This is a genomic window from Larkinella insperata, assembly GCF_026248825.1.
GTDB classification, from domain to species: Bacteria; Bacteroidota; Bacteroidia; order Cytophagales; family Spirosomataceae; genus Larkinella; species Larkinella insperata.
Genome location: NZ_CP110973.1, coordinates 5051044 through 5065926 on the forward strand (window position 1 = coordinate 5051044; position 14883 = coordinate 5065926).

General features: G+C 49.6%; 12 protein-coding genes and 1 pseudogene. All 13 read right to left on the bottom strand.

Going from position 1 to position 14883, the window contains the following annotated elements:
• Window positions 1-6: 6 nt before the first annotated feature.
• A complete protein-coding gene (locus OQ371_RS20380; RefSeq protein ID WP_265990175.1) occupies window positions 7-1965 on the bottom strand; it encodes an alginate lyase family protein in 1959 nt (652 codons plus the stop codon).
• Between the two features lie 66 nt (window positions 1966-2031).
• The gene (locus OQ371_RS20385) at window positions 2032-3465 is read right to left on the bottom strand and encodes a capsule assembly Wzi family protein (protein WP_265990177.1); all 1434 of its coding nucleotides are present in this window, start codon (window positions 3463-3465) and stop codon (window positions 2032-2034) included.
• A 292-nt stretch (window positions 3466-3757) separates the two neighbouring features.
• The gene (locus tag OQ371_RS20390) at window positions 3758-4117 is read right to left on the bottom strand and encodes a hypothetical protein (RefSeq protein ID WP_265990178.1); all 360 of its coding nucleotides are present in this window, start codon (window positions 4115-4117) and stop codon (window positions 3758-3760) included.
• A gap of 602 nt (window positions 4118-4719) precedes the next feature.
• A complete protein-coding gene (locus OQ371_RS20395; RefSeq protein ID WP_265990179.1) occupies window positions 4720-6090 on the bottom strand; it encodes an MBOAT family O-acyltransferase in 1371 nt (456 codons plus the stop codon).
• Window positions 6091-6116: 26 nt separating this feature from the next.
• Window positions 6117-7265, bottom strand: coding sequence for an acyltransferase family protein (locus OQ371_RS20400; protein ID WP_265990180.1), 1149 nt, complete (start codon window positions 7263-7265; stop codon window positions 6117-6119).
• A gap of 3 nt (window positions 7266-7268) precedes the next feature.
• A complete protein-coding gene (locus OQ371_RS20405; RefSeq protein ID WP_265990181.1) occupies window positions 7269-8366 on the bottom strand; it encodes a glycosyltransferase family 4 protein in 1098 nt (365 codons plus the stop codon).
• A gap of 9 nt (window positions 8367-8375) precedes the next feature.
• Window positions 8376-9416 carry a glycosyltransferase gene (locus OQ371_RS20410; RefSeq protein ID WP_265990182.1) on the bottom strand — a complete coding sequence of 347 codons (1041 nt, stop codon included), beginning with the start codon at window positions 9414-9416 and terminating at the stop codon, window positions 8376-8378.
• A gap of 45 nt (window positions 9417-9461) precedes the next feature.
• The gene (locus OQ371_RS20415; protein WP_265990184.1) at window positions 9462-10010 is read right to left on the bottom strand and encodes a serine O-acetyltransferase; all 549 of its coding nucleotides are present in this window, start codon (window positions 10008-10010) and stop codon (window positions 9462-9464) included.
• Between the two features lie 39 nt (window positions 10011-10049).
• Entirely contained in the window at window positions 10050-10826 is a 777-nt protein-coding gene (locus OQ371_RS20420; RefSeq protein ID WP_265990185.1) for a glycosyltransferase family 2 protein, read from the bottom strand.
• A gap of 12 nt (window positions 10827-10838) precedes the next feature.
• Entirely contained in the window at window positions 10839-11786 is a 948-nt protein-coding gene (locus OQ371_RS20425) for a hypothetical protein (RefSeq protein ID WP_265990186.1), read from the bottom strand.
• Window positions 11787-12225: 439 nt separating this feature from the next.
• A complete protein-coding gene (locus OQ371_RS20430) occupies window positions 12226-12840 on the bottom strand; it encodes an acyltransferase (protein ID WP_265990187.1) in 615 nt (204 codons plus the stop codon).
• Between the two features lie 47 nt (window positions 12841-12887).
• Window positions 12888-13043 (bottom strand): annotated as a pseudogene (locus OQ371_RS26375) (DapH/DapD/GlmU-related protein); the annotation flags it as partial.
• A gap of 356 nt (window positions 13044-13399) precedes the next feature.
• Window positions 13400-14857 (bottom strand): oligosaccharide flippase family protein, encoded by a 1458-nt coding sequence (locus OQ371_RS20440; RefSeq protein ID WP_265990188.1) that lies wholly within the window; start codon window positions 14855-14857, stop codon window positions 13400-13402.
• Window positions 14858-14883: the final 26 nt, after the last annotated feature.

Sequence of the window (14883 nt, forward strand, 5' to 3'; positions counted from 1 at the left end):
GTTGTATTACGAAAGAATGGTTATCTGATGAAAGAAATTGGCGGTCGTTTTGCCCGGCAACGTGAAGCGGGCGCAAAAAGCCGTTGTGGGTTCCTTATGATAAAATCGGCCCGAATACCAGCCAAACTTGACCGGCTCGGTTTGTCCGCGGGCCACGCTAACCGCCAGCTCCGGATCGATCGTCAGCAGGACTGACCGCTTGACGGCGGGGTGGGAGAGACGGTACTGGTTAAAACCCGCTTCGGCCACCCGGACGTCCGGCGCCAGGTGAAACAGGACTTCAACGGTGCGGGTTATCTTCTGCCGGTTGACGAGTTGATCGCTGAGGCAGATCTGCCGGTTGGTTTTCAGAAACCGGATGCCCCGTTCGTGCTCGCAGCCCAGGCGCTCGTAGCCGTTGTGGCTGGCAATCACCTCATCCTGCTCCTCGGTACTCTGCGCGCGTTTTACCGTGGTCTGGTAGTGGTTCAGCCAGAGCAGATCCCCGGCCTGAAACGCCTGATTCTGACCGTCGATGCAAACCGTGTTGTGCGCCCGGGTACTGACGAAATACCGGCGCCAGGCCGAATCCGTGTGGTAGATGTACGTACCCGGATCAATGAAAAACGGCTGGCCATCGAGGTGCATGATAAACGACAGCGCATCGGCGTGGCCGTGGGCTGCAATGGACAGGTAGCCCAGCGGAGCCGCGTCGAAGTGCAGGTAAATTTCCTGCCCGGGTTCTTCCTGCTTCCGCAGAATAAAATGCCCTTCTTCCGCAAATAAGCGGCTTTCCAGCCGTTGGTCGGTCAGGCGGATTGCGTCGAACTGCTGCTGGCCCTCGGCTCCGAAAAAGAGCTGGTTTTTCAGGTCGTAGCCCTGCGCGTATTGCTTGAATAGAGGCACTTTGAACAGCGTGGCCGCCGATGTCAGCAGCGACCGGAAATTGTTAAAGGGCGTCCGGTCTTCCAGCATCAGCACTTTTCCGTTGTCGTCGTCTCCGTACTGCGGAAAATTTCCGTTCTGGTCCAGCAGATTGGCGATGTAGGAGAAAATGTTCAGCAATTGCTGGCTATAGGCGTCGGAGAACGGCTTTTTCTGGTGAAAGCCACTCACGTAGGCAATCAGAAAAAAGTCTGTAACAAACTGGATGTATTCGGCGGCTTCCTCCCGATTGATGCCCAGCGAGCTGTGTTGCTGCTGAATTTCGCATTCGAGTCCGGCCCGGGCGTAGGCGCTCCAGGCCGCCGATTCCGGAAACCGCCAGAACGAACTGGCCACGAAAAGACCGCAGTATTCGGCGACCAGGTGGTTGTTGGCCGATGAGTGAAATGACGGGTTTGCCCGGCTGTAGACGCAGTGCTGGTAAATGGACGGTAGCCAGTGGGTAAACACAAACTGGCGGAACTCCGGATGGCGCTCGGCCAGCGTCGATGCGTCCAGGATGTTCCAGCAGATAAACCAGTTGATGAGCCGGATGTTGACCTCAATGTTGCTGTACCAGTTGATCCCGCGCAGGTACGGGTTTTCCGTGACCCAGGATTCGCAGATTTCCACGAACCGGCGCAGGTATTCGGGCTGCTGCGTTGCCCGGTACTGCAGCGCCAGGCGGGGTAAAAACAAGAGCCGGTTGACCTCCCAGACGTATTTGGCACTACCCATTTCGCCCGTGCGGATGTCGATGGTTTTGGCGTATTCCAGCGGAAACCGTTTGCGGCTGTCCAGGTCCAGGTGCCAGTCGATGGGCTGGCTGTAGTCGAGCTGGTGTTCAAAAATTTCCTGCTTCATGTTCCAGGCTGGCGCGCTAACCGACCCGACGGGCAGGATGGGCTTGGGCAGGCAGCTCAGGTCAACGCAGGGCTGCCAGTCCATCCGCTGCTTGTCCGTCTGCTTCTGGGCGTACTGCTGCACCCGGTACATGACCTCGGGAACCGACATCGCCCGCATGCGGTAGTAAAGCCAGCTATATTGATTTTCGATTTTCATTGGGCAATACGGTTCCGGTCAGGGCCAAGCCTGATTGTTGATAGGGAAAAAATGGTGTGGATATCGTTATTTCGGTTGGTCGAGGGTTGCTACCGTGCGGGGTTGGTGGGTCAGCGTTTTGCGTAAACCGAGGTAGAATCCGGTGGAACTGGGAAGCAGTTTCCCGCGATCAAGGGCCAGCGACGAGTTCAGACTGACCGGACCGAGAACCGGCAAGGTGACCGGAGCGGCCAGATTCAGAAGCGCAGACAGCTGCGTGGTCTGGTCGGGGAAAGGGGCGTCGTACGTACCGAAATTGTTGCTGAACGAGATCTTGGTCATCCACTGCACCTGCGCCAGCTGACCCGTCAGCCCGACGTGGAGCATTGAAATCCGGTTGTTGGCAATGGCGCCGTTGGGCAAGCCGGGACGCACTTCGGTGCCGGGTGTCAGAAAAGGCGTACCCAGGGCGCGCTGTTTGTAAATCCAGCCGTCGATGTACTGCGAATTGTTGAAGTAATTATCCCTTCCCAACAAGGCTGGCATCATGGCAACAATTGCCCCACCCTGGCTCTTGGTGTACAGATATTCCACGAGTGCTTCCCGGATCGAGAAAAGCGCGTGGGTGGGCCGGTTGTTCCGCAGGCGAATGCCGTTCAAGCCATCGCGGATGTTGGTCAGGCGAAACAGCGAACCGTCGTCGTAGAGGTTTTGCCGGTAAGCAAAGACGTTGTAGTGGCCCAGATCGACCGTCATGCCCAGGTCAACCGATCCCAGGTGGTTGCCAATGCGGTTGTTTTCAAACGCCGAAAGCGAAGTGTTTTTTTCGTTGGGATGCCGGTAGCCGGTTACCATGAAAATGTAGCTTTGTAGGTCGTGGGGCAGCACACCGTTGTTGGCCATGGTGTTATCCAGGCTGGTCGAGTAACCGCCCCACTGAACCTGATGGTTGAAGCCCCCGAATAATTTTACTTTCCAGGAAGGCTTGCCCAGGCGAACGTACAGAACTTTCTGATGGAGATAGGAGTGAGTAACTTTTTTGCCGTCGTTCTCGAACCAGCCGTGGTTGTAGAAAGCCCGGAACGCAATTAGATGTTTCAGAAAACCCAGGGAAACGTAGTCCGGCGTACCGATCTGTACCGTGGGCAGCGGCAGGGCATTGCCCGACCAGCTATAGGCGCCCGACGTCAGGTTGGTATCGACCAGCCCGACCGAACCGCGCCGACGACCGGCGTAGACTTCGATAAAGCTGTAACGGGCCTTCATATACGCTTCGGGAAGCAGGAGCTGGCTGGTTCGGCCGGTGTTGCCCACCACTTCGAGGCTGTAGCCCCAGTCGAAGCGCTTTGGTTTGGTCTGGCCCACCCGGGTGGTGGGTCCTGTGTAGCCGGATGCCACGCCAAGGCGCAGGCTGGCCGCCGGCTGGGTGACGGGGACGGTTCCGTTTTGATTGGCCCTCAGCCAGAACGGCGTCTGTTGTCCATCGAACAACAGAACACCGGCCTCGGCGTGATACTGCACTGATTTACCATAATTAGCCCGTTGCGCAAATGACGGTATTGTCAGACAGTATAGGCATAGTGATAGCACTATAAAGCTAGACTTCATATTATTAAAGTTACATTGAATACGATGTTACTACCGGGATACTTCTTAATGAGCGTAAGCTTACGAAGTGTGTTGAGGTTGTAAACGTATACGCATAAAGGGTAACAATAATCAATCCAATCTTATGACTTTAGTCACAATTTTAAACTTTTTTTCAGGTAGTTTCAGGAAATGGTTACCTAAGATAAAAGAACGGAAGTATTCCTTAAATCTTACCTTTTTGTAAGTAATTACTTACTTTCTCCGATAGAATCGTTGCCCCATTTTTGTAGAGGTGTCCGCCATCAACGAAATACCTGGATTCAATCGGGAGGGAAGAAAGATCCAGAAATGATTTTTTATAACGGTTTTCCAGCCGGTTACTAACGGTTTTAATTTCCGAAATTTTATCCGGTGTCAGTACTTCTTTCTTCCAGGGACTGTATACAAGCAGTAATTGGATATTGCGTTTAGCGCAAAAATTAGCAATTGAATCAATTCCCGCCTGAAAAACCGGATAGCCGGTTGTATCGTGATAGACCAACGGTTGTATATCTTTTGAATACTGAAAATTATGTGCGTTCAATAAGATACTTCCGTGCGCGTCAAACCGTAGTGATTGGTAAACATTGTCGCGCCTGGAAAAATTGGATCGTAAAGCCCAGTCTGACACGAAATCCTGGATGTTAAAATGCTCGAAGAAACATTGTAGCCGATTCAGAAGCGAATTATTAAAGATGAAATCATAAATCGTAGCGTAACTTATTTGCTTGTTGTCGCGGCCAAAATCAGTATTGTTAAAAGCGATGATAAGCTGTTTTGGCGCAATTTTTCGATCAAGACTTTTTAAAAGCTGATACGACTGGTAAGGCTTTAACCCCCAGGAAGAAAAGTTGTAAACCGTTTGCTTATTTTTCTGGCTTAAAAGTCCGGCGTCAATGTTGTTCAGCGAAATCGATGAGCCAAGAACCAGGCAGTTGGCGTCGGCGGGTTTACCGCTGGCTTTGGCATGTTCGAGCTTGCTGTTAAAGCAAACCGAGTTTGAAATAAAATTGGTGGGTAATTCCCGGAAGTCCGGTGTTAGGCTCTCCGTTGATTTAACGTAACTACCGTATAGGAAGATCGTCGCAATTAGCAGGCAGAGCGTGCCGTGAAAAAAAAGTTTGGAAAAGAACGGTTTCATAGCCGTCAGAATTGAAAATAAATGAATTGATTGCCACCGCCGAAGCGTCCTAGAAAAATAACCGCCAGAATTAAGGCATAGTAAATACTGTAACGGACCGGTTTGCGCAGGGTGTTTAGGGTGCCAAGATACTCCCGGTGGCTCAACCCGTATTCCGCGAGGATAAACAGGCCCGTTACGAGCATAATTTTTTTCGATAGCAACGGGTTATGCCAGTCGAAGTGCGGAGATACGGTGTTGGCAAACACGCGAAAAGCCGTTGTCAGGTCGGGCGACCGGAAAAACACAAAGGCCAGAGTGACCAGCAGGTTCGTGTACAGAAAAGCGATGACACCTTTGTTTTGGCGGATTTTGAAAATATCTTCCAGAATTTGCAGACTGCCGTGAATAGCGCCCCAGATGATGTACGTCCAGTTGGCCCCGTGCCAAAAACCCGATACCATGAAAACGATAAAGACGTTGCGGTATTTGTGTTTTTTGTTGCCGCCCAGCGTAAAGTACAGGTAGTCGCGAAACCAGGTAGACAGCGACAGGTGCCATTTTCGCCAGTATTCGGTGATCGAATGCGAGAAGTATGGGAAATTGAAATTCTTCATTAATTCAATGCCCATTACCTTCGACGTCCCCAGCGCCATATCGGAGTAGCCCGAAAAATCGCAGTAGATCTGGATGGAGAACAAAAACATGGCAATCAGGGAATTGGTTGCCGGACCGGTGTGTACACCCGCGTAATACGAATCGACGTAAGCCGCCAGGTTGTCGGCAATGACCACCTTTTTGAACAGGCCGTACGCCATCAGTTTCAACCCATCGACGGCTTTCTGGTAGTTAAAATCATGCTTGATCTTGAACTGGTGAATAACGTTCTGCGGCCGCTCGATCGGCCCTGCCACCAGCTGGGGGTAGTAAAGCACGTAGAGGGCATAATATCCCAGATGCCGTTCGGCGGGGTAGTTGCCCCGGTAGACCTCAATGGTATAGCTCATGGCCTGAAACGTGTGGAACGACAGGCCGATGGGTAAAATGAGTTGCCAGTAGGCCAGTTGGCTCTGACCAACCGCGCCGAGCACGGTATTGATGTTGTCGATGAAGAAATTATAGTATTTGAATACCGCCAGTACGCCAACGTTGGCAATGATGCTGAGCGCCAGGTATTGTTTGCGCCGTTTTCCAGTGGACTGCTCTATCAGGATTCCGGCGTAATAATCGATTAAAATCGTGAAAATCAGAATCAGAATGTAGACCGGGATGAAATCCATGTAAAAGTAACAACTCGCTACGAGCAGCAGCACCCACCGAAACCGATGCGGCAGCACAAAATACAGGGTTGTTACGATGGGGAAAAAGACCAGAAATTGAAGTGAATTGAACAGCATACTTCGTCTTGGCAAAAAGTCCGTTATTAACTGCGAATGGGTTGCGGCTGCAAAGCCGGGGTTGCGTCAGGAGCGGATTCCGGCTTCAGGTTGGAACCGTAATGTTTCCGCAGTTTTAGAATCCGTTTTTCAATGCCGTAGTAACTGACTACGCTCAGTGTCAGCCCGATCGGGACGGCGATCAGCAGGTACTCAACCGTGATGCGTTCGGAACCCGTCAGGTAGCGCGCGATGCTGATGCCCACCCAGTGGAACAGATAAAGCGAATAGCTGAGCTGCGCAACGGTCAGGAGCCAGGGGGCGCTGAACCACTGCCGGAGTTTTTCCAGCCGCGGGTGAAAGAGCAGCGCCGGCACCAGAATGGAAAAACCAAGGCCCTGGAACGAATACCGGAACGTTTCGCGGAACGCCAGATCACGGTAAAAAAGGCTGATCGCCAGCAGGATAAACGCCAGGCCAATGCTGATGGAGTGGTTTGCCCGCTGGATAAACCCTGCGCCCGTCGGTCCGTACGCCAGCAGACTGATCAGGCAACCGTACATAATGGCGTCCGCCCGGGTTTCCGTCAGGTGGTAGATGGTGTAGATGGTGAGTTCGGTTGGTCCGTAGGTCGTCATCAGGTATTGACGCCAGGCCAAGATCCCGATGACGCCCACGGTGAGGAAACAGAGAAATGCCGGGCGGTGCCGAAACAGCAGAACGAAGAGAAGCGGAAACGCAATGTAAAAATGCTCCTCAACGGCCAGCGACCAGAGAATATCGAGAATGAGCGTGCAATCCAGGGGCTGGATTGGCCGCAAGTAAATCACAAAATAATTGCGGTAATAGAACAGGCTCGACAGAATTTCCTGCGCGTGAAATTCGCAGCCAATGGCCCCGATAAAACAAACGGAAATCAGCAGCATGAAGAGCAGCGCCGGGTAAAGCCGCAGAAACCGCCGGATGTAAAAGTTTTTCAGGTTGATGGTACCGGTCCGGTTGTGTTCCGAAATCAGGAGCCGGGTGATCAGAAAACCGCTGATGAAAAAGAAGCAGTTAAGGGCCAGACCGCCCGGAATGATGTGACCCAGACCGAAATGGCTGAGGACCACCATGATCAGGGCGATCGCCCGGATGCCGTCCAGGGGCAGCAAGTAGGATGAGGTTGGTCTGGTGATGGAGGTAGAAAGCGACATAGTTCAACGAAGAATGGATTCGTAAATGCGTAAAAGTTGCGGCAGCACCGCGTCGGGCTGGTAATTTTGGCTGATGCGACGGGATGCGCGGCCCATTTGCGCCAGCAGGGTGGGGTCCTGCTGAAACTTCATCAGACGATCGAACAAAGCCACTTTATCGCCCGGCTGAACCAGATACCCGTTCAGGCCCTCGAGAACCACTTCGGCCGTGCCGCCCACCGGCGTGGAAAGAATGGGCAGGCCGTAGCTCATCGCTTCCAAAATGGCAATGGGAACGCCCTCGCTGTAGGAAGGGAGGACAAACAGGTGGCAGTCGGCGAGTAAGCGCGCTTTGTGATCGCCGGTCACCCAGCCTTCAAAAGACACAATTTCTTCCAGTTGGTGCTCTTTCAGGTAGTGCTCCAACTGCTCGGTTTCGCCGTTGCCGCCGATAACCAGCTGAAGTCGACCCTGCACCTGCTCACGGTTTTGCCGGATTGCATCCAGCAGGTCAAACACGCCTTTGCGAGCACCGATAGCTCCCAGAAACAGCACTTTCAGGGGTTCGTCCGGTTTCTTGTGCTTAGCCGGTGTCTGCGGAGCCTTATTCTCAACAATGTTGTGCAGAACCTCCAGCCGTTTGGTCCGGAAGTGCTGCCGGAAAAAATCCGCCCACGACTTCGACAGACAGACGACTACATCGACATTTTCGACCAGAAAGCGGATCAGTCGTTTCTGAACCGGGTTGCTTTGTTCGTAGAAAATGGCAAACTCCGACCCGTTCATGTGGTAAAGCACTTTTTGGCCAAACAGGTATTTGCTGGTCAGAAACAGCACGAGCTTCCGGTAGAAGCTTCCGTAGGAGGAAGCGTGCATGTGCACGATTTTGATCTGCCGGTCTTTCGTGAGCTTCGTTAGAAATTCGGAATACTGCCCCAGGAAGTAAACAATCAACGCGGCTTTGTTCTTCGCCAGCCGGTGGGTGGTTACATACTTAAATGCCTCAAAATAACGGGAGTAGACGTTGATCAGATAGCCAATACCGCCCTCGTAGTTGATATGTTTGGGGCCGACCACCAAAACCCGTTCGGCGATCGATTGTGGAATCAAGTAGTTTTTCATACACGCTGATTAATGCATTTCATAGGCGGCCATATAGTCATGCGCTGTCCGGCGAACGTCGAACTGGGTCTGGACACGGTGCCGGGCCCGGGCAACTTTTTCCCGAAAGGTGCTTGTGGAATAATTCTCCATGATGGCCTGAATTTGTTCGGCACAGTGGTTCACGTCTCCTACGGAAAAGACGAAGCCAAATTCGTCCTGGTTGGTAATTTCCAGCGGACCTTCAATGTTGGAAACCAGCACCGGCACCCCGGCCGCCATGGCTTCGGCCACTGTCAGACCAAAGCCTTCGAAGAGCGACGGCTGCACGAGCAGATGGTATTCGTGCAGGTGTTCGTGGATGTAGCTGCGGTCGCGGGCACCCAGAAACGTAACGTGGTCCTGCAGGTTCAGCTCCGCCACCAGGGCCGTCAGCTCCGCCAGTGATTCGCCCGAACCGATCAGATCAATGTGAATATTTTGGTTGCCGGACGGGCCGATTAGTTGGCTAACAGCCTGTAAAAGAATGTGCTGCCCTTTTTTTTCGTGAACCAGCCGACTGATTTGAACGATTCGGAAAGCTGGAGTCATACCGTATTCTTCTTTGGGCCTGATTGAGTGGACGGGCACTCCGTTGTAAATCAGGTCCGCTTCCAGGCCGGTGCGTTCCCGGATGTCATCCTGCACGCTGCGGGAAATGGCGAACAGCTTTTTGTAACGGCCAAAGTTTTCCGCCGGCACCCGGGTATCATGCACCGTCAGGTAGCTCGAAGACGCCCGGTATAGCAAACGGCCGAGCCGCTCGTTGTGGCAGTGGATGCAGTCTGGCTTCAGTTTCCGAATAATGTTATTCAGCTTGAGCAGGTAAAAAGGATTGCGGCTTCCGGCGGGTCGTTCGATGAGGATAATCTGAACCCGGTAATCAATTTTTTTGATTAACTCTATATCGTATACGTCGTTCAGGATAACCAGGATGACTTCATGCTGCTGGCTCTGCTCATTGACGATATCCACCAGCATCGTTTCCGTGCCCGCCGTTTCCAGACTGAAATTGATGTGTATAATCTTCATCTCAATAAATCTGCTTGGGGAAGAACCGTAAGACATGGTAGCCGGTTACTCCACAATGTTGACAATGTATTCCTGCGTTGCGTCGGGGTTGGGAATGATCCGGCCGGGGTTGCCCATAACGATGCTGTTGTCGGGTACATCAAAATTGACGTAGGCGTTGGGGGCAATCAGGACGTTGCTTCCAATGACAACACTGCCGACAATGACGGCCCCGGCGCCGACCCACACCCGGTCTCCGAGCGTTGGGTACCCTTTCATTTTGCCCCGGTTGGTCTGCCCGATGGTCACGTTGTGTGACACGTAACAGTTGTTACCAATTATGGATTTACTGTTAATTACAATACTCCCGAAGTGGCTGATCTGAAATCCTCTTCCGATGGTGGTTTCACGCGGTATTTGAAAGCCGTATTTGTACGTGTAGCGGTGGTAAAACAAGCGGTAGATAAAACCAGGTATGGTGTATTTTTCATACACGGCACACTTCCGCAGAAAGTACGTATACCGAAATCCCGGGATTCGCATACTCCGGATAAACGAGGACAGGCTGGTGTCTCCGGCGTAACGGTATAAGTCACTTTTGATGAGATGATCCATGATCGACAAAGGTTCAGTGCGAGAAACTACGCCCGAATTTTAAGCCAGGGATAGCGTTTCTTTTACGACGTGTTTAAAAAGCTGATACTGAATACGAGCCTGGTTTGGTGACAAGGGGGATGAACCGTATTGCCGCAAAACCCGACGGATATCGTGCAGAAACTTGCGACCGCCCGTACTGGTTTTGGTCGCTCCCCAGCGCCGGCAACCCGCAATGGGTTTGGGGGCCGTGGTATAAATCGGGCCGTGTTCTAATAAACGGAGCCATAAATCCAGATCCATGCAGTAATGAATCGAATCATTGACAAACCCAACCCGGTTAATGAGCTCCTTCGGATAAAAAGAACCCGGCTGAAGAACGTTGTAATTTTGATTCAATAAATACGCCCGGTCCGGAATATCGACCTGATATAATTCCAGCTTCTTACCTTGTTCATTGATAAAATCGAGAACATTGCTGTAATAGATAGAACCGTCTGGATGCTGATTATACAACGCAACGATTCTGGTAATACAGTCGGGATAAAGAATGTCATCGGAATTAATCCAGCCTACCAACTCGCCGGAGGCCATCCGAAAGCCTTTGTTTATAGCGTCCGATTGACCCCGATCTTGTTCGTGAATGACCCGGTGAATCCGGTGACGGTAGTTGTTGATAATAGCCATACTTTCGTCCGTTGATCCACCATCAACGATAATGTATTCAACGTTAGGGTAGGTCTGATCAAGAACCGAGCGAATCGTGGCTTCGATGAATTGCCCCTGGTTATAGGAGGGTGTTATAACGGTTACTTTTGGAAATAAAGTAGTTTCCATAGGTTCGTGTTATTAATGATTGCGGACTGGAATAGGTGAATGATCCTCCACCTTATTTTGCTCCGCCAGTGATTCTAAAACAGAAAGTGCCAGAAAAAACATAACTACGACGTAGTACCAGTGAGAGTACATATCCGTATTGGTAAACGAGAGAAGGAATTGCTGAATAATAAACAAAAAGCCTACCAGAGAAAGGGGGAAAAAGCGATTTTTAAAAAGAAATTTTGCGGCTTTCCCAAAAGCAAATGCATACAGAAACGTGCCTAAAATACCGAGTCGAACCAGAAGGAGCGGCCACAGGTTATCGCCTGTATCAATTTGAGTTATTTCATCCCATTCGTTTTTTAAGCCCACTGTAAAACTGAGTTTTTTCGCCTGGGGCGCATCTTCCGTTAACAAACCAAGGCCAAAAAACCAGCTTTCGGGCGTTCGGACTACGTACTCGAAGCGCTCATAAAACAAAGCAATTCGGTAGGCGAACGTATTCTGCTCCGTTTGAAGTTTATCAATCGTCGACGCCCGCTGAACTTCCTGAAAGTCATCCAGTGCACTGGCCATCCGGTCGCCCACTACGGTATTGGCCAGAATGGTTAGTCCAATCATGCAAGCCGCCACCATGTAGCCCACATCTTTCAACCGAATCTTTCCGAGCAATCCGTAACCGTACAGGATAATCAGGCTATTGATCAAGATCAGCGAGCGGTGCATAGGAGCCACCACCGTCATAACAACAAAAGAAACAACGATCGCTTTGTAAGCCAGCGAATCATAATTCTGGATAAAAATGAAATAAAATAGTGCAATGGTTAGCAGAATGGGTGTATTATAATACCGCACGTATTGATCGCCATCCAGGGTAGTCGAAATGTTATCACCGCCCGTTAAACCGATTGTTAGAAAAGACTGATTCAGCGGAATCTGGACCAAATAAACCACGCACTGAAGTAGTGTAATAACCATCAATACCTTGAACACGCTCCGGAGAGTTTCGGCGGGTACAAATAGGAAAATGAAAAAGGATAAAACGAACAAGTAATTCCTGGCTGATCGAATGATGGTTCCCAGGCTGTAGTCCAAAACAAAAACGCTATATAGGGCTTCAATAAGCAGGAAGGAAAGAAAGAGTAAGACAGGCCGGTAGGCTCCAACTTCTTTCGAATAAGCGCTTATGGAAGAAAAGTAAGACAGAGAAATGGCAATAACATAAACAAGGGCAAAATCGGATAGCTTAACGGCGCCAGGTAAGCCAAGCAGAACTACAGCCGCCGGTACGACTTGAAATCCACTCGTCACAAAGAAAAGAAAGATCAGTATTGCAGAAAAAAAACTTCCTTTCAGATACTGAATGATACCAACCAATAAGAGTACAAGACCGATCATAACGTTGAATAGTAACTTTTTAAACAGCCACTGCCCGGATGCATCGTGCCGGATTACCGGCCCAGATCTGATCGCAAGGAACCGATTTAGTTACGACGGAAGCTGCGCCGATGATCGCACGGGACCCGATCGTTATGCCTTTTAACAAGGTTGAGTTAGCACCGACAAAAACGTCATTTCCTATACGAATCGGCGATTGGGTAGCGCCTTCAATTTGCGTGCGTCTTAGTTCATAATCAAGGGGGTGGAAATCTGTATCCCAGATATTGGTATTAACGCCTAGGTTGCAGTAGGTTCCAATCACAATTTCTTTTGAACAATAGATTGATGCACCTGATAGTCCAGAGTTTGCACCAATATTAAGTGTAGCGTTTTCGCCCACGTAAATAGATACTGGCTTGGTAATACCTGCAAAATTATGAGCCGTGGATGAACGAAAGATAACATTATCACCGATTGATACCCTGGCCGTTTTGTCAACCCGAAATATCGTTTTACCGTAAAAGCAGATATTGGTGCCCAGTTGGATATTAGGGTACCGGAATTTAATCCACGAACACATAAATTGACTATACCAGCGGACTGATTGTTCAGCATAGGCAGCTTTAAGTAGACGTAGTTTTTCCTTTAACATAGCTTTTATAAAAAGGCAGGTACGAAGGCGTAAGTCGAAGATACAGGCCGGTATTTAACCACTCGTGCGGGCGTTCCCACAACAATTGCAAAAGCCGGTACGTCTTTGGTTACTACAGCTCCAGCGCCAACAACCGCTCCTCTACCAATCGTAACTCCCGGCATAATAATCGCATGGCTACCAATCCAAACGTCGTCTTCAATGATAATTTTGCCGCCTAGCGGAGCCGAGAAACGCATACTTTCGGCGGTATAATTGTGCGTCAGTGAGGTGATAGCTACGTGCGATGCAATCATCACCCGATCACCGATAACAACACCCTTGTGCCCCCAGACATGGACAAATGAATTGATTCCACAATAACTTCCAATTTCAATGGACTCTTTACCCAATAACGTCACGTACTTTCCGATGCTGTTGGCCCATCCGCATTTCTTTAAATGTGCTTTATAAAAAAGGCCTCGTAACATCGTTTGATCCACGGGATGAAATGTATTTACAACAGCATCCTGAACGCCCAATGTGGTTGCAATTTTTCGCAGTAATCCCATACCCATTTTTATTTAATCCGATTGTAAACGCGCATTAATTGCGGTGCATGAAAATACCCAAGTGTGCTGTAAAAAAACGCAATAATGAGCATACCGACTACAAGCCGCAACAAAGGCGTTTGAAGGTAACTTTGTCCTGTATACGTCAGCAGGCAGCCGGCCACAAAAATGATAACGAGTTTCCCAAATCCCCGCCAGTTGATCTGGACCGTTTCCACATATTTCTGTTGTATGAGCAAACTGAGACACAACGACGACAGGATGGCCAGTGAATTTCCCAGGACGGCGCTAAAAACACCTAGAATCCGATAGCTGCTAAAGATAATTAAGCAATTGACTACTACATTGATGCTTTGCAACCACAGAGTTTTGCCCGCATGCTCTTTGCTCATCAAATAATAATAGACCGGAATTGCAATAGTACCGACCAGATAAGTGGTGGATATCCACAAGGCTGCGCTAATAACAATGGGGTTCGTCGAGCCAATCCACAGGATTAATGTGTCCTTTAGTAAAAAAACGAATAGCGTAATAAGTGGGGCAAGGCCAATCGCAATAAGCGCCTGAAAATTGAGAATCAAATGCGCCACTTTCACTCTATTATTTTCAAGGGCAATTTTTGGATAAAGCGGATACGTTGCTTTTGTGACCAGACTCCACAACTGCGTTCTGATTTTATACGCAACTTCCAGATAACCCACTTCAGAAACGCCAACCATTCTGGACACCATAATCTTGGTAAGGGGCTCGAAAAAAAGGCTAATCAAACTGGAAGAATAAAGTTTACTGGCATGAGCAAACTGCTTCCGGATAACTCGGCCTACATTCTTTGATAATCCACTGCCCGACAGTGCCCCCCACTTTTTAAACATGTAGACCGTAACCAGCAAACTCCAGGTAATAGCCGATCCGAGAATAGCAACGCCAATACCTGTCATTCCGAACCCTGTGGTGATGGCGGCTATGCTGCCACCCCAATAAAGGGCGCTATAAATTCCCTGGAATATGTTGTTTAAATAAATATATTGTTGGGAGTCCAGCACGGCAGCGAAAAGCTGACCCACAAGTAAAAAGATATTTGCCAGGACCACGCACAGATACAGTATTTTAACCTGGTCAGCCAGTGCAGCTGAGAAACCCATCAAGTTTTTCAGGATAAAGGTCTGGCCGATTAAAACGCCCGTGCTAATTGGAATGATTACGCTAACGATAATAAGACATGAAACAATGATATCGTAATTCGACTCCTGTGTTTTCCCTTGTTCTGATATAAATTTGATCAGGGAAACATTTAACCCCAGATTGGCGAGGATGTTAAGATTTCCCAGTAAAGTGATCAGCGAGAAAGCACCATAAGCTTCAATACCCAGCTTCTGAATGAACAGCGGAATGCTTACAAATGTGAGTACAGATGTAAAAATAAATTGTAATACTCCGCTCACTGAGTTTTTATACAATGAAGCCATTAGTAGATCTCTTTTATGGGTTTTCA

Excerpts from the sequence above, each read along its gene's own strand:
- OQ371_RS20380 (WP_265990175.1), bottom strand. The coding sequence starts at position 1,965 with ATGAAAATCGAAAATCAATATAGCTGGCTTTACTACCGCATGCGGGCG.
- OQ371_RS20395 (WP_265990179.1), bottom strand. The coding sequence starts at position 6,090 with ATGCTGTTCAATTCACTTCAATTTCTGGTCTTTTTCCCCATCGTAACA.
- OQ371_RS20400 (WP_265990180.1), bottom strand. The coding sequence starts at position 7,265 with ATGTCGCTTTCTACCTCCATCACCAGACCAACCTCATCCTACTTGCTG.
- OQ371_RS20405 (WP_265990181.1), bottom strand. The coding sequence starts at position 8,366 with ATGAAAAACTACTTGATTCCACAATCGATCGCCGAACGGGTTTTGGTG.
- OQ371_RS20410 (WP_265990182.1), bottom strand. The coding sequence starts at position 9,416 with ATGAAGATTATACACATCAATTTCAGTCTGGAAACGGCGGGCACGGAA.
- OQ371_RS20415 (WP_265990184.1), bottom strand. The coding sequence starts at position 10,010 with ATGGATCATCTCATCAAAAGTGACTTATACCGTTACGCCGGAGACACC.
- OQ371_RS20420 (WP_265990185.1), bottom strand. The coding sequence starts at position 10,826 with ATGGAAACTACTTTATTTCCAAAAGTAACCGTTATAACACCCTCCTAT.
- OQ371_RS20425 (WP_265990186.1), bottom strand. The coding sequence starts at position 11,786 with ATGGTTATTACACTACTTCAGTGCGTGGTTTATTTGGTCCAGATTCCG.
- OQ371_RS20430 (WP_265990187.1), bottom strand. The coding sequence starts at position 12,840 with ATGTTAAAGGAAAAACTACGTCTACTTAAAGCTGCCTATGCTGAACAA.
- OQ371_RS20440 (WP_265990188.1), bottom strand. The coding sequence starts at position 14,857 with ATGGCTTCATTGTATAAAAACTCAGTGAGCGGAGTATTACAATTTATT.